21 protein-coding genes, 1 pseudogene and 2 CRISPR repeat arrays are annotated in these 20,302 nt (G+C 35.9%); of the genes and pseudogenes, 10 read left to right on the top strand and 12 right to left on the bottom strand.

Annotated elements, in window-relative coordinates:
* Nucleotides 1-12: 12 nt before the first annotated feature.
* From VB797_RS20540 to VB797_RS20515, 6 genes are all read right to left on the bottom strand, one after another.
* Entirely contained in the window at nt 13-537 is a 525-nt protein-coding gene (locus VB797_RS20540; protein ID WP_323239595.1) for a DUF302 domain-containing protein, read from the bottom strand.
* A gap of 62 nt (nt 538-599) precedes the next feature.
* Entirely contained in the window at nt 600-1,634 is a 1,035-nt protein-coding gene (locus tag VB797_RS20535) for a YeiH family protein (RefSeq protein ID WP_323239594.1), read from the bottom strand.
* Nucleotides 1,635-1,675: 41 nt separating this feature from the next.
* Nucleotides 1,676-2,014, bottom strand: coding sequence for a hypothetical protein (locus VB797_RS20530; protein ID WP_323239593.1), 339 nt, complete (start codon nt 2,012-2,014; stop codon nt 1,676-1,678).
* A gap of 78 nt (nt 2,015-2,092) precedes the next feature.
* Nucleotides 2,093-2,845 carry a phosphoadenylyl-sulfate reductase gene (locus tag VB797_RS20525; protein ID WP_323239592.1) on the bottom strand — a complete coding sequence of 251 codons (753 nt, stop codon included), beginning with the start codon at nt 2,843-2,845 and terminating at the stop codon, nt 2,093-2,095.
* A 45-nt stretch (nt 2,846-2,890) separates the two neighbouring features.
* Complete coding sequence (sat, locus tag VB797_RS20520) at nt 2,891-4,066, bottom strand: sulfate adenylyltransferase (RefSeq protein WP_323239591.1); 1,176 nt, start codon at nt 4,064-4,066, stop codon at nt 2,891-2,893.
* A gap of 92 nt (nt 4,067-4,158) precedes the next feature.
* A complete protein-coding gene (locus VB797_RS20515) occupies nt 4,159-5,949 on the bottom strand; it encodes an SLC13 family permease (RefSeq protein ID WP_323239590.1) in 1,791 nt (596 codons plus the stop codon).
* A gap of 672 nt (nt 5,950-6,621) precedes the next feature.
* Here VB797_RS20515 and VB797_RS20510 point away from each other — a divergent pair.
* Nucleotides 6,622-7,287, top strand: a complete 666-nt coding sequence (locus VB797_RS20510) for a WD40 repeat domain-containing protein (protein WP_323239589.1) — start codon at nt 6,622-6,624, stop codon at nt 7,285-7,287.
* A 118-nt stretch (nt 7,288-7,405) separates the two neighbouring features.
* On the opposite strand, the gene VB797_RS20505 is transcribed toward VB797_RS20510, so the two are convergent.
* The 3 genes and pseudogenes from VB797_RS20505 to VB797_RS35015 all read right to left on the bottom strand — a co-directional run.
* The gene (locus tag VB797_RS20505) at nt 7,406-7,684 is read right to left on the bottom strand and encodes a YgjP-like metallopeptidase domain-containing protein (RefSeq protein ID WP_323239588.1); all 279 of its coding nucleotides are present in this window, start codon (nt 7,682-7,684) and stop codon (nt 7,406-7,408) included.
* A gap of 363 nt (nt 7,685-8,047) precedes the next feature.
* Complete coding sequence (locus VB797_RS20500; RefSeq protein WP_416350887.1) at nt 8,048-8,701, bottom strand: type I restriction enzyme endonuclease domain-containing protein; 654 nt, start codon at nt 8,699-8,701, stop codon at nt 8,048-8,050.
* A 36-nt stretch (nt 8,702-8,737) separates the two neighbouring features.
* A pseudogene (locus VB797_RS35015) lies at nt 8,738-8,926 on the bottom strand (type I restriction enzyme subunit R domain-containing protein); the annotation flags it as partial.
* Nucleotides 8,927-9,081: 155 nt separating this feature from the next.
* On the opposite strand from VB797_RS35015, the gene VB797_RS20495 reads away from it, so the two are divergent.
* The 4 genes from VB797_RS20495 to cas2 all read left to right on the top strand — a co-directional run bounded on the left by VB797_RS20495 (nt 9,082) and on the right by cas2 (nt 14,043).
* Nucleotides 9,082-10,614: a TIGR03985 family CRISPR-associated protein gene (locus VB797_RS20495; RefSeq protein WP_323239586.1), complete on the top strand. Its 1,533-nt coding sequence runs from the start codon at nt 9,082-9,084 to the stop codon at nt 10,612-10,614.
* A gap of 8 nt (nt 10,615-10,622) precedes the next feature.
* Nucleotides 10,623-11,216, top strand: coding sequence for an HD domain-containing protein (locus tag VB797_RS20490; protein WP_323239585.1), 594 nt, complete (start codon nt 10,623-10,625; stop codon nt 11,214-11,216).
* A gap of 177 nt (nt 11,217-11,393) precedes the next feature.
* Complete coding sequence (cas1, locus tag VB797_RS20485; protein ID WP_323239584.1) at nt 11,394-13,541, top strand: CRISPR-associated endonuclease Cas1; 2,148 nt, start codon at nt 11,394-11,396, stop codon at nt 13,539-13,541.
* Nucleotides 13,542-13,767: 226 nt separating this feature from the next.
* A complete protein-coding gene (gene cas2 / locus VB797_RS20480; RefSeq protein WP_323239583.1) occupies nt 13,768-14,043 on the top strand; it encodes a CRISPR-associated endonuclease Cas2 in 276 nt (91 codons plus the stop codon).
* A 12-nt stretch (nt 14,044-14,055) separates the two neighbouring features.
* Here cas2 and VB797_RS20475 read toward each other — a convergent pair whose 3' ends face one another.
* Complete coding sequence (locus tag VB797_RS20475; RefSeq protein ID WP_323239582.1) at nt 14,056-14,190, bottom strand: hypothetical protein; 135 nt, start codon at nt 14,188-14,190, stop codon at nt 14,056-14,058.
* 72 nt (nt 14,191-14,262) lie between these two features.
* Nucleotides 14,263-15,010: direct repeats of the CRISPR family, unit length 36 nt; unit sequence CCCCACCGATTGGGTTAATTCGGATTAGTTGGAAAC.
* A 1,059-nt stretch (nt 15,011-16,069) separates the two neighbouring features.
* Nucleotides 16,070-16,398: direct repeats of the CRISPR family, unit length 36 nt; unit sequence CCCCACCGATTGGGTTAATTCGGATTAGTTGGAAAC.
* 107 nt (nt 16,399-16,505) lie between these two features.
* Here VB797_RS20475 and VB797_RS20470 point away from each other — a divergent pair.
* A complete protein-coding gene (locus VB797_RS20470; RefSeq protein WP_323239581.1) occupies nt 16,506-16,721 on the top strand; it encodes a hypothetical protein in 216 nt (71 codons plus the stop codon).
* 81 nt (nt 16,722-16,802) lie between these two features.
* Here the strand turns inward: VB797_RS20470 and VB797_RS20465 are convergent, their stop codons facing one another.
* Entirely contained in the window at nt 16,803-17,450 is a 648-nt protein-coding gene (locus VB797_RS20465) for a hypothetical protein (RefSeq protein ID WP_323239580.1), read from the bottom strand.
* Nucleotides 17,451-17,556: 106 nt separating this feature from the next.
* Nucleotides 17,557-18,009 (bottom strand): DUF4112 domain-containing protein, encoded by a 453-nt coding sequence (locus VB797_RS20460; RefSeq protein ID WP_323239579.1) that lies wholly within the window; start codon nt 18,007-18,009, stop codon nt 17,557-17,559.
* Nucleotides 18,010-18,459: 450 nt separating this feature from the next.
* Here VB797_RS20460 and VB797_RS20455 point away from each other — a divergent pair, with 450 nt between their 5' ends.
* From VB797_RS20455 to VB797_RS20440, 4 genes are all read left to right on the top strand, one after another.
* Complete coding sequence (locus VB797_RS20455; protein WP_323239578.1) at nt 18,460-19,035, top strand: NYN domain-containing protein; 576 nt, start codon at nt 18,460-18,462, stop codon at nt 19,033-19,035.
* 42 nt (nt 19,036-19,077) lie between these two features.
* Entirely contained in the window at nt 19,078-19,455 is a 378-nt protein-coding gene (locus tag VB797_RS20450; RefSeq protein ID WP_323239577.1) for a hypothetical protein, read from the top strand.
* Nucleotides 19,456-19,528: 73 nt separating this feature from the next.
* Entirely contained in the window at nt 19,529-19,741 is a 213-nt protein-coding gene (locus VB797_RS20445) for a hypothetical protein (RefSeq protein ID WP_323239576.1), read from the top strand.
* 37 nt (nt 19,742-19,778) lie between these two features.
* Nucleotides 19,779-20,264, top strand: coding sequence for a hypothetical protein (locus tag VB797_RS20440; RefSeq protein ID WP_323239575.1), 486 nt, complete (start codon nt 19,779-19,781; stop codon nt 20,262-20,264).
* Nucleotides 20,265-20,302 lie beyond the last annotated feature (38 nt).

Genomic DNA, 20,302 nt, shown 5'->3' with positions numbered 1-20,302 from the left:
GAGTAAAATCCTTTACTGAGTAACTTTTTCTGCCAACATTGTTAAAGCATTCTCAATTTTTCCTAATGCTTCTTCTCCACAACCTTTTAATTGATGACGAATTAATAGGTATTTCGGACTGTTGTAACCGAGCCAAACTTGTCCTTGTTCGTCTTCCCAAATAAGAGCTTTTTGAGGTAAATCAATTCCCGCAGTTTGATTACACTGCATTAATGGGGTACCTGCATTCGGATTACCGAATATAATTACTTGCGTCGGACGTAATTCTTGACCAATGGATTCTGCTCCTGCTTGGTGATTAACTGTAGCAACAATATTTAAACCTTGTTCTTTGGCAATAGATTCAAATCTTTGAACTGTTTCCTCTACACTATAAGCACTTTTTACCCTAACAATACCATCTTTTCTCGCTCCAATAATACTATTTTTCCTTGACCTGGCTATTTCATTTTTAGCATTTTCTCTGATTCCTTGAGTTGCATAAGCAGGAAAAACAAATAAACCTAATGCTGCAATGCTCAATAAAACTTTCTTCATTGTAATACTCCAATAACTTAATAATAAACTGAACAGAAATTAAAGTCTAACTTTTACTAAAATTAGTAAAAACTTTTAATCAGGACTAAACTAATAACGGAGATAAACAACCATGAAGCCGCACCTAGATAAAGAGGTTTGATTCCACTTTGCTTAATTTCAATAATACTAGTTTTTAAACCCATCCCTGCCATAGAGCTAGCTAGTAGAAAATGGTTGAATTCAGTGACTGATTTCTTTGGGGTTTCCGGAAAAATATTAGCACTATTCAGTAACATTAAAACAATAAATCCAAGTACAAACCAAGGTATTGGTAGTTTTTTCGATTTTATTCCTTGTGCTGAATTACTTGATTCCGGTGCTAAAAATCCCAAAGTCAAAACAACTGGAGCCAAAAAGATAACTCTAGATAATTTCGCAATTGTACCAAACTCACCGCTAACTTCTCCACGTTGAAATGCTGCTGCTATTACTTGGGCTGTTTCATGAATGGAAACACCACACCAGATTCCAAATTGTTGAGATGTTACCTGAAACAAAACGGCTAATAGAGGGTAAAGCAACATGGAAATAGTACCAAAAATTGTAACTATTGCCACAGCATAAGCCACATCTTCGTCTTTGCTTTCTACTACACCATTAGTCGCAACTATCGCAGAAGCACCACAAATGGAAGTACCCGCAGCAATTAATTTTGTTAGTTTTTGATTGACTCCAATTTGTTTTCCAAACCAACAAGTAAAGACAAATGTACTGACTAAAGTAACAAAGACAATTACTAATCCCGTGGAACCAACTGCAAGTATTTGGGATAAACTAAGTCGCAATCCTAATAGAATAATAGATAATCGCAGAATACGTTTTAGAGAGAAAGCAATTCCCGGTTGAAAAACTTTGGGGACGACCATTGTGTTTTTAACTATGATGCCTAAAAGAATTGCTATAATTAACGAACTGAATAGAGAAAGTGATGGAATCTTCGTTAGAGAATTGGCTAAGATTGCAAGTCCTATTGTTAATAACAAACCTGGCAATATGCTATAGAAGGGGAGTCTTTTTGTTATTGGTTCGTTCAAATTTTGAGGTGGATTATTCATTTTTGTAGATTAAAGCTATTAATAAACTACTTAAAGTGAAATTAGATGTAATCTAATTCTGGATTTTGAGCCATCATTTCCAAGATTTCATCTGATTCGGAAATGGAGATTTTAAAAATATCTTTCATGAAGCGATAATAGGCTGTATAAATCTTAGGAATAGCTTCATTATCTTCGACGATGAAAAAAGGTGCGGATGGCACTTGATATTTTCTCGCTAAATTAAACCCTTCGCTGTCAGATTGTTGCCGTTCATCTGCTGTAATAATTTCGTCTATTTTATCAAGTAAGTTTAATTCCTTCAGATTGTTTAAAACTTTTGCAGATTTTTGACAAGGATTGCCATCTAATTTAATCTTTTGGACTAATTTGATATACATGATTTTGAAATATTGGTGAGGAACAGGGAATAGGAGAGACGTAATATATTACGTCTCTACATAATGGCAATTGAAAAATCAACCGTTATTCTGAGTTAAATTTATTTCGTGGAAGCCACATTCTTTATCAGCAGCTTCTTCCCACCACCAACGACCGAGACGTTCGTGTTGATTAGGTAAAACTGGTCTTGTACAAGGTTCACAACCGATACTAATAAAACCTTGAGCGTGTAACTTATTGTAAGGAACTTCATTGGCACGGATGTATTGCCATACTTGAGCAGAAGTCCAGTTTGCCAAAGGATTAAATTTAATTAATGCGCGTTCTTCTGTGGAAAAAGCACTGTCAACCTGAACTACGGGAACGCTATTTCTGGTTGCGGGGTTTTGGTCTTTACGTTGTCCGGTAATCCAAGCATCGACAGTTGCAAGCTTGCGGCGTAATGGCTTAACTTTGCGGATAGCACAGCATTCTTTATGACCATCCTGGTAGAAGCTAAATAGTCCTTTTTCTTTAACTAATGCTTCAACTTCTGCTGCATCCGGAGAAATTACGTCTATCTTAACTCTATATTGTTTTCTAACTCTATCGATAAATTGGTAGGTTTCAGGATGCAAACGACCTGTATCAATGGAGAAGACTTTAATATCTTTTTTGATTTTTGATGCCATGTCTATCAAAACTATATCTTCTGCACCACTGAAAGAAATTGTAATGTTATCGAACTGCTTGAGAGCAAATGCAAGGATGTCTTGTGGATTTTTCTGCGAGTACTCGGATTCTAATTTGGTAATGTCTTCGACTATGGAAATGGTATTAGCTAAAGTCATAATTCTCCTTTGTTTTTTGTTGGCTATTTGTACGAGTAAATAGGATTAAACTGTAGTTAGTTTCATGGAAGAAACTAAAATTTGTGCAACCTCTGGACGAGAAAATTCCGGTGGTGGGGTTTGACCGTTTCTCAGCATTTCCCGCACTTTTGTTCCAGATAGATGTATTCTTTCTTCTTTACTGCTGGGACTGGTTTTACCCGTTGCCATTGATTGGGTGCGAGTACAGTAAAATGCGTGTTCAAATTTGAGGGGAGTAATTTGTAACTCGTCTTCTGTAAATTCATCGAAGATGTATTGTGCATCGTAAGTGCCGTAATAGTCGCCAACTCCGGCATGGTCGCGTCCGACGATAAAGTGGGTGCAGCCGTAATTCTGGCGGGCGATCGCGTGCATAATTGCTTCGCGGGGTCCGGCGTAGCGCATGGCGGCGGGAAATACCCCCAAACATACGCGATTTTGCGGATAATATTTTTGCATGAGTACTTGATAGCACTCCATCCGCACGTCAGCAGGGATATCATCGGACTTCGTTTGACCCACTAAGGGATTAAGAAAAAGTCCATCAACAAGTTCTAAGGCTATTTTGGTGATGTATTCGTGGGCGCGGTGAATCGGATTCCTAGTTTGAAATGCTACAACTGTATTCCATTCACGTCTAGTAAATTCGACTCTGCTAGCTTCTGGAGTCAAACGGTAATCGAGAAAATCTTGGTAAGGAATTGAATTGATAATTTTAATTGAACCACCCAGGTAAACTTCTCCTTCCCCAAGCATGGCTTGAACACCAGGATGTGCTTGTTGAGCAGTTCGATAAACTTGTTCTGCTTCAAAATTTTGATCTGGTTTAAATTTACTACTAACGGTCATTACTGCAAGTATTTCTCCATTAGGATGAGCTAAAGCAATCTCAGAATCTAACTTATATTGCTTTGCTATAGATTCAGAAACTTGTAAAGTTACGGGAATGCTCCAAGCAAGACCATTAGTCAAACGCATATCTTTGACGATGGAGTTATATTCTTGTTCGTTTACAAAGCCTTCTAGAGGGCTGTAAACACCTGTAGCAATACATTCTAAATCAGCAAGATTACGAGTGGAGAGGGTCAGAAAAGGTAAATTTGAGGCTTTCAAAAAAGTTTCCTTGCGGTCTTTTTCAGACAAGTGACAGTCTATTAGTCTACCACCGTGGGGTTGAATTAAGGTTTTGATGTAAGACATTGTTTTACTCCTTATATTAGTAATTGGTAATGGGTAATAGGGAATAGTAAAAGAGGGGGGGAACGGTTCATAAAATCTAAAATCCAAAATCTTTAAAGTCCGTAGAAAAAAATAATTAATGGTGGTACGATTATTGTCATTAAAATACTTAATGGCGCACCGACACGGATAAAATCGGTAAATTTATAGCCTCCGGCTCCATAAACCATTGTGTTTGTTTGATAACCAATTGGTGTGATAAAGCTGTTGGATGCTGCGAAGGTAACGGTAAGCATGAAAGCTAGAGGGTTTAGTTGAAGATTCTCCGCAACATTGACTGCAACTGGTAACATCAAAACTACTGCTGCGTTGTTGGAAATCATCTCTGTAAGTATGGAAGTAATAATGAAGAAAGATGTCAGTATCCAATAACCAGATAGATTTCCTGCAATTGCAACCAAGTAATTCGCTAACCATTGAGTTGCACCAGACTTATCCATTGCTGTACCCAGGGGTATTAAACCAGCGAGCAGAAAAATAATGTCCCAACGCACAGCATCGTATATTTCTCTGGGTTTGAGACAGCCAGTTAAAACCATTAACACTACACCAATCAGAGAACTGATGAGAATAGGTAACAAATTAAAAGCTGCAACTACAACAACTCCTAAACCAATACCAATTGCGATCGCGGCTTTGTCACGTCGGAGTGTTTCTAATTCTCGCTGTGTTAGTACCAGTAAGTTGGGATTTATTTGTAAACCAAAGAGGCTTTGCTTAGGACCTTGGACTAAGATGACATCCCCAAACTTTAAACGGATTTCACTAAGACGTTCTCGTGTAATTTCTTGTCCGCGATGGATTGCTAAAACTGTAACGTTATGCCGTTGACGAAAGCGTATTTCTTTGACAGTTGAACCGATGAGATTAGAATTAGATGGAATAAGAACTTCTGCAATACCTTCATCTTCTGCACTAAGTTGTACTTCTAAAGATTTTTTATTCTGAATAAATTCGGGCAGAATTTCAATACCTGTTTCATCTTTAATTTTAAGTAAATCCTTTCGATTACTCCTAACTAAAAGTACCGAACAAGCTTGCAATTTCTTATCTTCTAAAGGCTGATGAAAGTGAGTATCGTTAGCGATTATTTCTAATACATCTACATCAAATTTATGTTGCAGACCGCTAGAATCTAAGGTTTTTCCAACTAAATTAGAGCCGGGTGGAATTAAAATTTCACTAATGTAATCCCTTAGACCATAGTCTTGAGTAAGAATATCATCAGTTTGTTTTTTACGATTTGGTAATAACCGAGGTGCTACAAGTGCGAGATAAATTAAACCGACGCTAAATGTAACTAGCCCTAATTTAGTGAATTGGAATAAGCTAAATGTTCCGTATCCCAACTGCTCGGATAAACCGCTGGCTAAAATGTTTGTAGAAGTTCCAATTACCGTAATCATACCACCTAAAATAGTGGCAAATGATAGCGGTATTAATAATTTAGAAACTGAAATATTTTGTCTTCTACACCATTCTTCAACAATAGGTAAAAATACGGCAACAACGGCAGTATTATTTATAAATGCTGTTATTGGACCAACAATAAATCCTAAAGTGAAGATTTGTTTACTAGGGCTTTTTCCACCCCAGTTTAGTAAAATGTCGCTGACAATTTGAATAGCCCCAGTACGAGCGATACCTGCACTTAGGATAAACATTGCCATGACAGTAATAGTAGCAGAATTGCTAAAACCACTTATACTTTCTTCGGGGGTCACTAAACCCAGAATTGTTAAAAGCAGCATTGTAATAATAGCAACTATATCTGGTGGAAACCATTCACCAACAAATAAAATTAATGCCAAGACAACAATGGCAAGTGTAAGGAATATTGTCATGCAGTTGCTGCCTGATAGTACATTTATTATGTGTAGTTTGACTAAAAAATTTCATTGCAATCAAGTGTTATTAGAGTCGATTAAGTTACAGCAGGTCTAGCATTCCATAATTGCATATCATGAAACAGAAAAAATATGGCGTACTCCTTTGGAATCAAATAATTTTTCAGAAGTTGAATTGTTATCAATTTGCCTTAAAAAACTGATAAACCGTTGATAAATAGATGAGATTTTCCTGAGAAATAAATTAATAAAAATTAAGAATTGACTTAAAGCTATAGAAAGGTGAACTGTAATTATGTGTACGAGTGATGATACCAGTAAATTCGCCTATGATTCGATTCGATATTGGTGGAATAACCACGGTAAAAACGCTATCCATTGGCTGCATCAGTATTAGTATTATGCGATACTAAGGGTAGTAATAGTTCTCGTTATTATGTTTTTAAAGAAACAATGAAGATTGTATTCGACAATTTTTTTGCTACAATGGAACTATACTGTAAAACTCCAAATACACTCAGGCTTGCAAGTTATTTAATCCACGTTCCTAAAAATAAAGAATACATTTCAATTCGCAATCCTTATCAAGATAAGACCTTCTAAAAACATTAAAATTTAAAACGTCTACGTTAGCATTCAGTCCTGATGGGCTGAAATTAGCTATGGGCTATGGTGAAAGTATACAACTTTGGAATTGCTTGCAATAAAGATGAAAATATTTATTCAATAAAAGCACATACAGAAGCCATTAAAAACGTTACTTTTAGCTCTGATGGTAAAATTCTCTCTAGTTGTAGTTATGACGAGACTATAAAAATTTGGGATGCTACTACAGGTAAATGTTTGAGAACTTTTTCAGGTCAGAAAAACTGGTCTAGAACAGCCGCTTTTAGCCCTGACTCAAATATTATAGTTACATCTAGTGATGACTATATTGCAAGGATTTGGAATATTTATACAGGTCAATGTTTAATTACTTTGGAAGAACATACTGGTCAAATTAAAGCATTGACTTTTAGTTATGATGGTCAGCTTATAGCTACTGGAAGCGATGATTTAACAATAAAGCTATGGAATGTAATCACAGGTAAATGTCTAATCACATTACAAGGGCATACTGGAACAATAAAATCAATTTGTTTTAGTCCAAATGATAAGATTCTCAGCAGTTGTGGTGAAGATGGCACAATCAAAATTTGGGACATCAAAACCGGCGAATGTCTCAAAACCCTAAAGAGCGATCGCCCCTACGAACGCATGAACATCACGGGTGTCAAAGGCTTAACCGAAGCCGAAATCTCTACGCTAAAAGCATTAGGTGCAGTGGAAAACTAAATAAACCTTTTCATATCCAGTTAAAACCAAGCCGAATCATCGCAATCCCCTATCAAGTCTTTAATTTCACAATAATGCTGGTAATCAAATTCCAATTGTTTCAAGTCGTTATCTAATATTAAATGTCTACTAATTTTAAGCGGTAGCTGCGTCCGAGATAATAAAAACCTTGTCCGGGGAGGTAGGTTTGTGGTTCGATTGGTGGTTGTTTGATGGTTTCTTTTTTCAGTAGCTTGCTGTAAATCCAGAAGCGACGTTGATTGATGATTTTTTCAAGCTTATCTAAAGGGACTTTGGGGGGTGTAGCTAATATCAATTGTCCGTCGGGTTCGACGGTTCGACGACGGTTGCTTTCGCGCAGTTCAAAGGAAAGTTCTCCGCAATTAATTGTTTTCATTGATTGGGAATTGGGAATTGGGCATTGGGAATAAGGCAATGATAAATATAGCGGTTTTCGGAAATTAACCTCACCCCCTTCCCCTCTCCTTGTCAAGGAGAGGGGTGTCAAAACTTCCTTCCCTTGTCTTTATTAAGAACAGCGGTGTCAAAACTTCCTTCCTTTTTCCTTAGTAAGAACAGGGGTGTTAAAACTTCTTTCCCTTCTCCTTAATAAGGAGAGGGGTGTCCGTTAGGACGGGGTGAGGTTCAACCATGTCGTCGAGCAAGTTGGGTAATTTGGTCTGCTAACGCATCTAGTTTACTATCTGGGAAGAACATTGAATCTTCTAATTTCAACCAAATTTGATTGCGGAGTTCTTTTCTAACTACAGGGTCGTTCCAAAAGCCGATGATATTGGTTTGACTGTTGATAAGCTGCTATTAAATCCCAGTTTGATTGATGATTTTGTAAGATTTCTTCTAGTTGTTCGCTGAGTTTGCGATAATACACGGGGTCGTCGTCGAGATGGGTGCGGATATGGTAGCGGATGGCGTGTTCCATCTCTGCGGCGCGGGTTTGGGTGGAATGTCGTTGCTGTACTCGTTGTTTAAAGTTAAGGTCGAGGATGTTTACCGGGGCTACTTTAAGATCGATTCCTTGGGACTGGACGTGTTCGTCTATCAAGGCTTGTACTTTGGGTTTGGGGTCTTCTGGTCGTTCGTCGTGGAATATATCATCTACAATTTTCTTTAATTGTCCGAGTTGTTTGGCATCTTTGAGGTAAGGTAAGGCTTGGGGACGCGGTAAAAAGGCATCCATTTCTTGGAGAAACTGCCGTAAAAGTTGATAAAATTCGGCTCTAGAACTTTCGTCATGATTAAGTGCATTTACGCAGGATTCTGGGTCGTCGTAGATACTAAATTCTCGTTTTTGCCAAAAGTCCATGACGCGGCGATGAGCAGCTTCTAATTTGGGTAATTCTTGGCTGACATCAAACCAAGCCCCGTCTACGTCTTCAGCGTCGTATACCTGCATTGCGGCGGCGATATCGATACCGTAGTAGTCTACTATTAAACCATAATCTTTACCTGTAGCGGTGCGGTTGGTACGGGCGATCGCCTGCAATAAATCGTGTTCTCTGAGGCTGCGGTCTACGTATAATACTTGTTCTAATGGTGCATCAAATCCTACTAAAAGTTTATTTTGCACGATTAAAAAAGCTAAACCATCTTCGTCCAAGGTTTTCCAAAAGCGACTTGTGTAATTATTATGGTTGCTTTCATCAGTCCAGAGTTTCCAGCTTTAATTACCGGAAATAATACAAAGAAATTTTAGCTAAAAATAAGCAAATGGAAATAGCGCTTTCCACCAACTGCTAATATATAGAAACATCTACCAGAAAGCGACATTAAGACATGAAGAAAAGGGAAGTTTTCAACTATCCTCCCACAGTTGAGGTCTTAAGAATATTAACGGCTGGTTCTCTTAAACAAAATTTAGGGAAAGCAGTAAGATTATGGGTTATTTTACGCTCTATATACGGAGATGAAAGTGATGAGGTGAAATTAGAGTTAGGAGAAAAATTTCATTTTTTGCAATGGCGTGATTTGTTTTTTATGGATGCAAAAAAATATCATCAACGCGATATAATTCCTAGTTTACACTGTATAAATGAACTAAACACAACCTTTCAAAAAGACCAATGTTTTTGTGCTATCAAGTTAAAGCAGTGGTTATTTGAATTAAATCTGAAAGTTGATGAAAAACAATGGTCTGAATCATTTAAAAAATACTATTTTATTCAAGATGATGAATTAAAACAAATACTATTGACTGGAATAATTAAACACTCTTACCAAAATAGTCAGCACAACGACAATTCATTAAATACCAATAATCAATTCTCTAAAAGTTTACCAGATGGACGTTTATTCGCTGTAACTAGTCGCAATTTAAAAGATAATGACTTCCAATCATTAATAAGGTTAGGCTGCTTGAAAAGTAAAAAAATCAAGAATCAAGATATTTACATTAAGGTTGATAAATTTCCTGAACTTTTCTTAAATCATTTGGGGAATGAAGCGATTCAAACAGAGCAATTTACCCATGAAGAGTTATCTGCCTTTAGTAATTCACTATCGCAACCAATTAATGGTATTCAAAGATTTTTTATTCATGCAGAATATATCGTTCATCCTCGATTATACGACCGCGTTGAACAACTACAGCAGGAGTTGAAAAATATTTGGAAGCAAGATAAAGTACCATTAGTACAATTAAATTATCAAAGTGCCAAGCTATATCAAGATACCGTTTATTGTATTGTGTATCCAGTTTGTATTTACTACTATAAACGCGCACCTTATTTATTTGCTTACGGTCAAACTCCACAGATTAATGGTGAGGATAGTTGGAGTAAAATTGATTGGTATGATTATCGACTTGATAGAATTCTTGCGTTAGAACAACTATCTATTGATGCCGATAATATTAATATTACCAATATTCCCAAACATTTTTTAGATAAATGTTATGGAAAATATTCACCAAGTCCCGATGATATAAAAGAGAAAATGTCTACTGCTTGGGGATTTGATATCTACAAACCGCAGGAACTACTTATTTTAAGATTTGACCAATATTTCTATGGTAATTATATTCAAGGAACAGAAAGAGATGAAATGTTCCACAAAATTACTCGCCAACAGGTGGAAAAACTAATTAAATCCTATACTCCTACAGCATCAATAGAACAAAAAAAATTGCTTGCAACAGTACAATCCCGTTCTACTAACGATATTTATTGCAAAATTAATTATCGAGTTGATGATAATAATATTGTCATGCGTTTACGAGCTTGGTGTCCAAATGTTGAAGTCATTTTACCTTTGGATTTAAGATACAAAATGAGAAAGGAAATGGAACAAACATATAAACTTCACAGTTAAAGACTGATATGAATTTAAATACAACAGAAAATCCTTTTTTAACTCATCGTTTTGAACAAGCTTTAATATATGCTTCTAGATTACATCGCAAACAAATTAGAAAAGGAAGTAATGTACCTTATATTAGTCATCTTTTAAGCGTAGCAGCACTAGTATTAGAAGATGGTGGTGATGAAGATGAAACCATCGCTGCATTATTACATGATGCGGTGGAAGATCAAGGTGGAAAAGCAACTCGCGAAGTAATTTTCGATATGTTTGGTGCAAAAGTCGCGGAAATAGTTGATGGTTGCAGTGATGCAGATACTATACCGAAATCTCCTTGGCAAGAGCGCAAACAGCAATATATTGATAATTTGCGTGGTGCTTCAGCTTCTATTCGCAGGGTGTCGCTAGCGGACAAATTGCATAATGCTCGGAGTATTTTGAGAGATTTATCTCAGAATGGTGCATCTACTTGGGAAAAATTTAAAGGTGGGAAAGAAGGTACTTTATGGTACTACCAAACAGTACTGAAATTGTTTTTAGAAACTGACGGTGATTCGTGGATGGTGCAAGAATTAAATCGAATCGTTGAACAGTTATCGGTGAATAATAAATAGCCATTATGAACTGACTTACACCAGAAAGAATCGAAAAAAATGGTGCGTGACGGTAATTTTAAACTATCGTTGTCACAATCGAAAATTTTCTGTAACCGTCACAGCACCCTACAAGTTTATTACTTCTTACTTCTTACTTCTTACTTCTTACTTCTTACTTCTTACTTCTTACTTAACATGAGCGACATTGCTAGTAAATTCATAGATATCAATAACTTTCAACGTGCTTGGGAAAAGGTTGCCGACAAACGTGGTTGCGCGGGTGTAGATGGGGAAACAATAAGTAGTTTTGCTGGGAATCAAACGGTTAATATTTATCAGTTAATGAATGCAGTAGCAAATGGAAGTTATCAACCCTCTGCTTGCAAACAGGTAATTATTCCTAAAAGAAATGGCACCCAAAGAGAATTAAAAATACCAACAATTCGGGACAGAATCGTTCAGCAGGCTTTATTAAATGTACTGAGTCCAGTAATGGAAGAGAAATTTTCCCCAGTCAGTTTTGCTTATCGTCCTAATTTATCTTATATCAATGCAGTAGAAAAAATTGCTGATTGGCGAGATATGGGTTACGTGTGGGTTTTGGATGCTGATATTGTCAAGTTTTTTGATAATATCGACCACGATAGGTTATTAAAAGAAGTAAGGTTACATCTCGATCATCCAGGAATTTTATGCTTAATTAAATCTTGGATATCAGTTGGGGTGGAAACTAGAGAAGGAATAATTTTACCTCAAAAAGGTATTCCTCAAGGTGCGGTAATTTCTCCAATTTTGGCAAATATTTATCTCCATGAATTTGATGAAATCATCAGCGCAACTGATTTAAAAATTGTGCGTTATGCAGATGATTTTTTGATTCTATCAAGTTGTCAAGAACGAATTTTAACAGCGAAATCAGAAGTTATCAACTTGTTGGATTCAATCGGACTAGAAATAAATACCGAGAAAACCCAACTTACTAGTTTTGAACGCGGGTTTAGATTTTTAGGTCATGGTTTCTTAGGAGATGCTATTTTTCCTGTTGATGCGAATAAAGCCAAGTTACAGTCAGGGATAGATAATAATCGCGAGGAAAGAACAACTAGAAAACATACAACAAGAACTAGTAAAAAAAAACTATCAAAACCCCTATTGGAAGAGGAAGATAGTTTAGATTTAATCGAAACTTCTACTTCGGTAAATAACAGTTTTGCTGGTTTGGGTTATGAAAATATACGTTATTTACATAAACCGTATTTTGCTGAAACAATCACGGAAAAACCTATCGAAATAGAAGAGGATGATAGTCCTTTTCAAAAAAACATTTGGAATCAAGAAATGGCAGCTATTTACTTAATTGAACAAGGAACAAATATCTATAAAGACTATCAACGCTTTATTATTCACGTTTCAGAAAAGCCGAAACTTGAAGTTCCGATTCGTGATGTGCAGCAAATTCTAGTATTTGGTAACATTCAATTATCAACTCCCGTACTTCAAGCTTGTTTGCAATCACAAATTCCGGTGATATTTCTGAGTCAAAGCGGTAAATATCAAGGTCATTTATGGAGTGAAGAGTCTATTCATTTAGATAATCAGTTAGTTCAAGTAGAAAGACGTAATGATGATTTATTTCGATTTAGCGTATCAAGAGCAGTTGTTTTCGGTAAGTTGTTGAATTCAAAACAGTTATTAATGCGATTCAATCGCAGACGCAAAATAGAAAAAATAGAAGAAGCTATCTATGGAATCAATCAAGATATTGATGCTTTAAATTATGTGGATAATTTAGATACTTTGCGCGGTTATGAAGGAATTGCTGCTGCAAGATATTTTCCTGCTTTTGGTAAGTTAATTACTAATTCTGCGTTTAGTTTTTCTCAGAGATTTCGTCAACCTCCTACTGATGAGATAAATTCATTGTTAAGTTTTGGATATACGCTGTTATTTAATAATGTATTAAGCTTTATTATTGCTGAAGGACTTTCGCCATATATCGGTCATTTTCACTATGGTGAGAGACAAAAGACATATTTAGCTTTTGATTTGATGGAAGAATTTCGTTCTCCTGTTGTTGATAGTTTGGTTTTAAAAATTATTAACAAGTCTTTATTTAAACCACAAGATTTTGATGTGGTAGCAACTACAGGAGGAGTATATTTAAGCCAAACCGCAAGGAGAGTTTTTTTGAAACAGTTTGAACAGAGGATGAACGAAGAAATTTCTCATCCAGATTTAATTTCTCAAGTAACATATAGACACGCGGTTCAATTACAAGTTAGGAGATATAAACGCTGTTTGTTATCTGATATTCCCTATGAATCTTTCTTAAGAGCGGGTTAGATTAAGCTTTACGAGTAAGTAAGTGGGTCAAATTAATATGAAACCTTACCCTTAGTCCAACTTCCCTCTCCTTAATAAGGAGAGGGATTGAGGGTGAGGTCTTATCTTATATTTAATTACGCCTATCTATTTAATAAATAATGAGTAATGAGTTTAAAAAGACTTCTTACTTCTTACTTGTTAAGCATCTTATACTTAAGTAACAAATTAATTCTTAGTATTGAAAATGCTAGTGGTTGTTGTATATGATATTCCTAATGATAAAAGACGCACTAAGTTATCTAACTTTTTAGAAGGTTATGGGCAACGAGTACAATTTTCTGTATTTGAATGCTTTTTGAATTTGGATGAAATGCGACAACTTTTTGAGAAATCAAAAAAAATCGTTAAACCATCCGAAGACAATGTGCGATTTTATTGGATTAGCGAGGATGCAGTTTCCAGGGTGTTAACTATTGGTAGCGAACATCCTCACGCACCGCCAAACTATTATGTAATCTAGCTTTTAGATTAATTACGGAGATAAAGGTAACATGAAAATCGACGCATCTCGCCAAATCGCCCAAATACCACCTTTTTCGTTGGGATGCGTCGATTGTTTGCTGGGCAAGGGTTTGAGCTTGCTGTTTTGTGGAATTTTGGGCATCATGTATAATGTTTTTCAGAGATGCGTCGATTTGGCTCCTGAAACTCTTACTGGATAAGGGCTGCTGAGCGAACTCCCCACCGATTGGGTTAATTCGGATTAGTTGGAAACACTAAAATCAACTGGATTAACCGATATTTTTGACAAGCCCCCACCGATTGGGTTAATTCGGATTAGTTGGAAACGTTTTTTCTATTGCCGTTTCTGTCTTCCCAGCTGGAGATTCCCCACCGATTGGGTTAATTCGGATTAGTTGGAAACGCTATAGATGGAACTATTTGCCCATTATAAACCCCACCGATTGGGTTAATTCGGATTAGTTGGAAACATTAGCAAACAATGTTTTTCATAAAGACTTTTTCCCCACCGATTGGGTTAATTCGGATTAGTTGGAAACTTTTTTCTTTAAGTTCAGAAGTTTCCTTACTGTAAACCCCACCGATTGGGTTAATTCGGATTAGTTGGAAACTTTACTTTAATCCCCCTTGTCACTGATATCTCTTCCCCCACCGATTGGGTTAATTCGGATTAGTTGGAAACGCGGTATATGGTAGATATTGGTAGTTAAAAAAGACCCCACCGATTGGGTTAATTCGGATTAGTTGGAAACTCTGTTTCTTTCAAGTAAGTTCTAAAAGTTGCTTCCCCCCACCGATTGGGTTAATTCGGATTAGTTGGAAACTTTCATAGGTTGTCATTTCGTCACCCCACCCCCACCGATTGGGTTAATTCGGATTAGTTGGAAACTTTTCCTGCTCCCCAAATTATTCCACCTAGACAACCAATTCCCCACCGATTGGGTTAATTCGGATTAGTTGGAAACTTTTCACTTATTATTGCCAAATCAGTTGTCACTTTACCCACTCGTTGGCAGTAAGGTGGAAGGAGTTGATGGCAGTATCTGAGCCTCAAACACCTATTAATGCGTTGTAGAGAAAAGCAATTTATCTCCCAGGTGGAAGGAGTTGATGGCAGAAAGTATAAAAATGGAAGCACTTGAGTGGCAGTAAGTATGTTCCACGGACAAATATAATGAAAACCTTTATTTATCAAATGTTTGAGCCTTCCTGCATCTTTGAAAAACCCAGCATCAAAAAAAATTTACTGCCAACATTGCTATACCTTCAGATAGAGACAGAAACACAAAAATATAAAAATCACTATCTTAATTAGTACAGATATATGGAAAGCAATCAAATTTAGTCATTGACTGAAGGAAACAAAAATTCAAGATAAAATAGGTTAAAAAGCAGTCAGGAAAAGAGTTTTAAAGCTTATTACTCCACCTTACTGGAAGGACTTGATGGCAGTAAGTATAAAAAATTAACAGTTCTTAAAATTCAAAGAAAAAATATTTGCTTCAATGGAAGTATGCAATTCAAGAATAAATTGCGTACCGAGGTAATAATATTGACAGAATCTGATTTTAGTGAGTGGTCTAAATCCCAGGGATTTTCATCACACCAGTTAAAAATGATTCAATCAATACGGAATTCACCACCTTCTAGACGAGTTAGAGGAAGAGTTGGAAACGTTGAATTAGATATGATTAGGAGTTACGCACTGTACAAAAAACATCTTGTGGATTAACTTAGATGCTTATTTCCAAGCTTTTAGGTACTGCTTATAATTTTGGCGATCGCCCTTCTTATAATTCAAAAATCTAGTGTACTGATATTGTCCTGATTTATGTCGCCAAATATTTAAACGTTATAAATTACACAATAAGTCTAATTTTAAACCTCGTGTATAATATTTATTATCTTCCGTGATTTTATACTTTCTGATGAAGGTGGAAGCACTTTGTGGCAGTTACCTTGTGGAAGCACTTCTTGGCAGTTACTGCCATCTTCTGGTTCAAGTTACATCAGTTGTTCCGTTATCCCCACCGATTGGGTTAATTCGGATTAGTTGGAAACTGTTGATAGCAAAGCAACGCTTTGTTAAACCACTCAACCCCACCGATTGGGTTAATTCGGATTAGTTGGAAACTTTTTGCAACGAGGTTTTGGTCTATGGAGAAAATTTTCCCCACCGATTGGGTTAATTCGGATTAGTTGGAAACCAAACTTCTTTTTTCAATACGAAAACAGAGTATCCAGCTTCCCCACCGATTGGGTTAATTCGGATTAGTTGGAAACGTTTTCCTTACAGCTATGAGGATAGGAATGAACACCCCACCGATTGGGTTAATTCGGATTAGTTGGAAACGTAGCATTAATTACAAAAGCAGAAAAAATGTTCACTGATAAAAATATAAATGCTAGAATCAGCATGGATGTAATAATCCGAAAAACAACACAGCCAAAAGATTAGAAATGCCTGCCATCGTTAAACTACAACTATCTTTACAAGCGTTTGCACAAGCAATTTCTTCTTTAGATTTAGAAGAAAAACGTCAACTTCAAGAAATAATTGAACAACAAATTTTTGAAGCTGAAGAAGCCCAATATGAAGACGATGTAGAGACACAGGAAGAAATTAAAGTAATTCGGGCGGAATATGCACTTGGTGAATCCATAACTTTATTTTAAGTAGTAATTTTAAATAATAAAAACCCAACCAATTTAATTGATAGGGTTTTTATTGAAAGTTATTGTAATTTTTTAAGAAAACTAATAATTTCGATAAAAACCTCGAACCATAGAAACACCCCAATTGACCATAAATTCACCCGTGCATCCGTAACCAAATTGCTTCTTCATTTCCATAGTTACTTCATTTATAAAAACTTCTTTAGCTACACCTCCGACATCATTACCTTGAAGAATTGAGGAAATAGTTGTAAACACTCTAGAAGATGTTTTATCATTTTGTTCCGGATTACAGAAAGGAACCTGGGCTAATGCAATCAAAAATTTATTCGCAGGATTTACATAATTCGCATAAAGTCTGTATCGAGATGTTTGGGAACCATAGTTAATAACTTTAATATAGGCATATTTATCCACTGCAACAGGTTGTGTAATAACTAATTCCGTTTGTGTCCCCGAATTCTCTCCTTTAGTCAATAGTTTTCCATTACTAGAATCATAGACATAAATATCAAAATCTGACTTACTGCTGTTATTTTTTAGCGTGAAAACTCCAAATGTATTCGCAGGAATTTTATATTGATAGTGTGCAACACCTTTTGAATTTAAGTTTTGGTGATAGTATATATCGTCTCGATGCTCAAATCTAGTAATCTGCTGGGAATTCGCGATACCTGGAGAAACAAAACATAAACCTAATGCTGCGATACCTACAATTAATTTATTCATTTGACTATTTCCCTTTTTAGTTAAACAAAATAAGTACGGTTCGTAAAAGAATCTCGATGCTCCCGCAAATCAAACTAAATCCAAGCTGTTATTTTCAACTTCAGAGTTATCCAAGCAAAATATTTTCCAAAGCGTTTAAATCCAGGTCAAAACCTTGATTTAATTGCTCGCGAGTATTTTCAATTAATAAAAGCTGTTTATCGATATGTGTAATTAAGCGATTACCATTCAAAGCATGAACTCGTAAAAATGCATCGAGGATGTCACCAAAAATAGGAACAATACCCACGACTAAATCAACAAAAGTAAGAGCGACAATCATTAATTTATCTTCGTTATCGGCTCGTACTTTGTAGGATTGCGATAATAACCATATACCCATTATTCCGGTATACATTCCACCTGCTACCGGGATAAGTCCAAGACAAGCATCAAGTCCAACCTGGTCATATATTAAACCCTCAGATACTTTAATAAATTTCTGAATTTCATTTTTAGTTTGAATTAAACTTGCTTCATGAGCTTCAATCTTGACAGGCAAAGATTTTTTGATGTCCATAATTAGTAGTAAATGTTTCGTGTTTTCTTGATTTCATATATTTAATTTAATTGCATGGTGGAAAGGGATATTTCCACTTTTAAAAATATCTTTATGGATTTAGTATTAATTTTTTAAAAATAAAAAAGTTAATTCCTAGGATGCTCTCAAATTACTTAATAAGGCTACGGTGTATACATATCTCGTTCGATCCCCCTAAATCCCCCTTGTATAAGGGGGACTTTGAATCTATTCCCCCCTTTTTTAAGGGGGGTTAGGGGGGATCTAAACGCTGCGAAACAAATCTAAAAACTTATATATACGCCATATCCTTAATAAAAGAGGGGTGCTTGTCAGTGCGGTGTGAGGTTTTATTCTCTTTAAAAAAACAATACGGAAAAAGCATATTCCACCTATGGGTTTTAATTGTAATCAAGCAAACAAAAAAACCAAAACAAGGTTAAAAATCGAATGGGAAATCTACATCGAGTCATGGTTATAGCTGATGGTGATAACGCTTTTATGGCAGCACAAAGTTTTAATCGTAAAATAAACTGGCATAAAATGCGGGATTATTTAGCTGACCCCAAAGAAGGTAGAGAACTAATTGAAATGGTAATTTATTTCGGTTTACCTCCCGCAAAAGAAAGATTTGAGGAACAGCGAAAAAGCAAAGAAAAATTTATCTACTGGGCAAAAAGTAATGGGTTTTTAATTGTTACCAAAGAAGGTAAAGCCAAAGGAGATGGTTATGAAAATAATGTTGATGTGGTAATGGCAATAGACGCGATGGAATTAGCTTTAGAAATTAAACCAGATATCGTGGTTTTGGTAACGGGTGATTCGGATTTTGCTTATTTAGCACAAAAATTAAGAAGACGAGGAATAAGAGTTGAGGTTGCTTCAGTAGAACAATCGTTAGGAAGCGAGTTAAAGAATTCAGCTAATAGCGTAGTAGATTTAACCGAAGTATTTGATGAATTTGACCCACATAATTCTAACGAGAATTTTCACCGAATTGGTCATGCAAATGTATTTGATGTATGAGTAAACATAGTTGAAATAAATAAAAAATCAAGGGAGTTATTTATGGAAACAGTAAACGGGAAGCTAACCAATCAAAAACTAAATCAATTTGATGAAATAACGCACAACATTGAGTATATCAATCGACGTTGCGAGTATCTACAATCTCAATTAACTCACATTAGCAGTCAAGATAATTTACAATATTTACAAAAACTCGAACAGCGAATAGATTTCTTAGAAAAATTGACATCAAAGCAATCAAAGCAAATATCATTGATTAAAATAAGCAGCATCATCGCGTTGCTTTTTGTGTGGTCTATTTGCAGTACAAATAATCAACAAAAAGATGATAATAGTCAGCTTCAAAAACAAGTAGAGTTGGTTTCTAGAAAACATTCCAATTTTATTAGTCCACGAAGGTGGACTTGGTTTGTGTAGCCCCAGACTTACAGTCTGAGGGAGATTTGAAATTACCATTAGCCGAATAATACGAACAAAATGAGGTTAGAAAATGAGAGCGATTGTTAACGGTAAACTGGTTGATTTACCAAAAGGTGCCACTGTTGAAGAATTAAGAAAAAAACTGCCAGAGATTGGTCAAGATGATGTAATGGAAGAAGGTTTTAGTGGTACTCGTCCTTTGAAAAACAACGAAGCGTTGAAGGAAGGTTCAAAGGTTTGGACTGTACCCAAGATTGTTAAGGGAATGAGAAATCAGAAATAAGTAAGAAGTAAGAAGTAATAGTTAAAGAAGGTGAATTATGGCAATTACAATTAGTCAAGATAAATTGGGATTTAAACCTAGTTCGCGAATTATAGAAGAACTTAAATTATTAGAAAAAGTTGCCAAAAATATAATTGTTGGTAGCAAGACTGTAGATGACATAAGATATACGGCTATTTTAATTAAGGGAATGCCTTTATCTTCTAAAAAGTTTAAGGTTTCTAATACAGATGTTTTGTTCCTATTACCGTCAGATTACCCACGACTTCCTCCCATTGGCTGCTATCTCAATTATCCGTGGAACACTGTAGGAGAAGGCGACCATCATTTTACCAGACAAAGTTATTACGGTGCGCCATTTTTAAGCGAACAAGGATGGTATTGGTATTGTGTTGGGTTAGGAGGAGGATTTAATCACGATGTCTGGTTGAACTCTTGGAGACCTAGTAACAATGCTGAAAACGGTCACAATCTCACCACATTGTTTGTAACAGCACGTCATGCGATTAACAGTGACGATTAACTAAGTAAGAAGTAATAAGTAGTAAGTAATAAGTAATA

Source organism: Rivularia sp. UHCC 0363 (assembly GCF_034931125.1).
Taxonomy (GTDB): domain Bacteria; phylum Cyanobacteriota; class Cyanobacteriia; order Cyanobacteriales; family Nostocaceae; genus Rivularia.
Note: the sequence above shows the minus strand (reverse complement) of the source record. Positions and strands in the feature narration are given on the sequence as shown.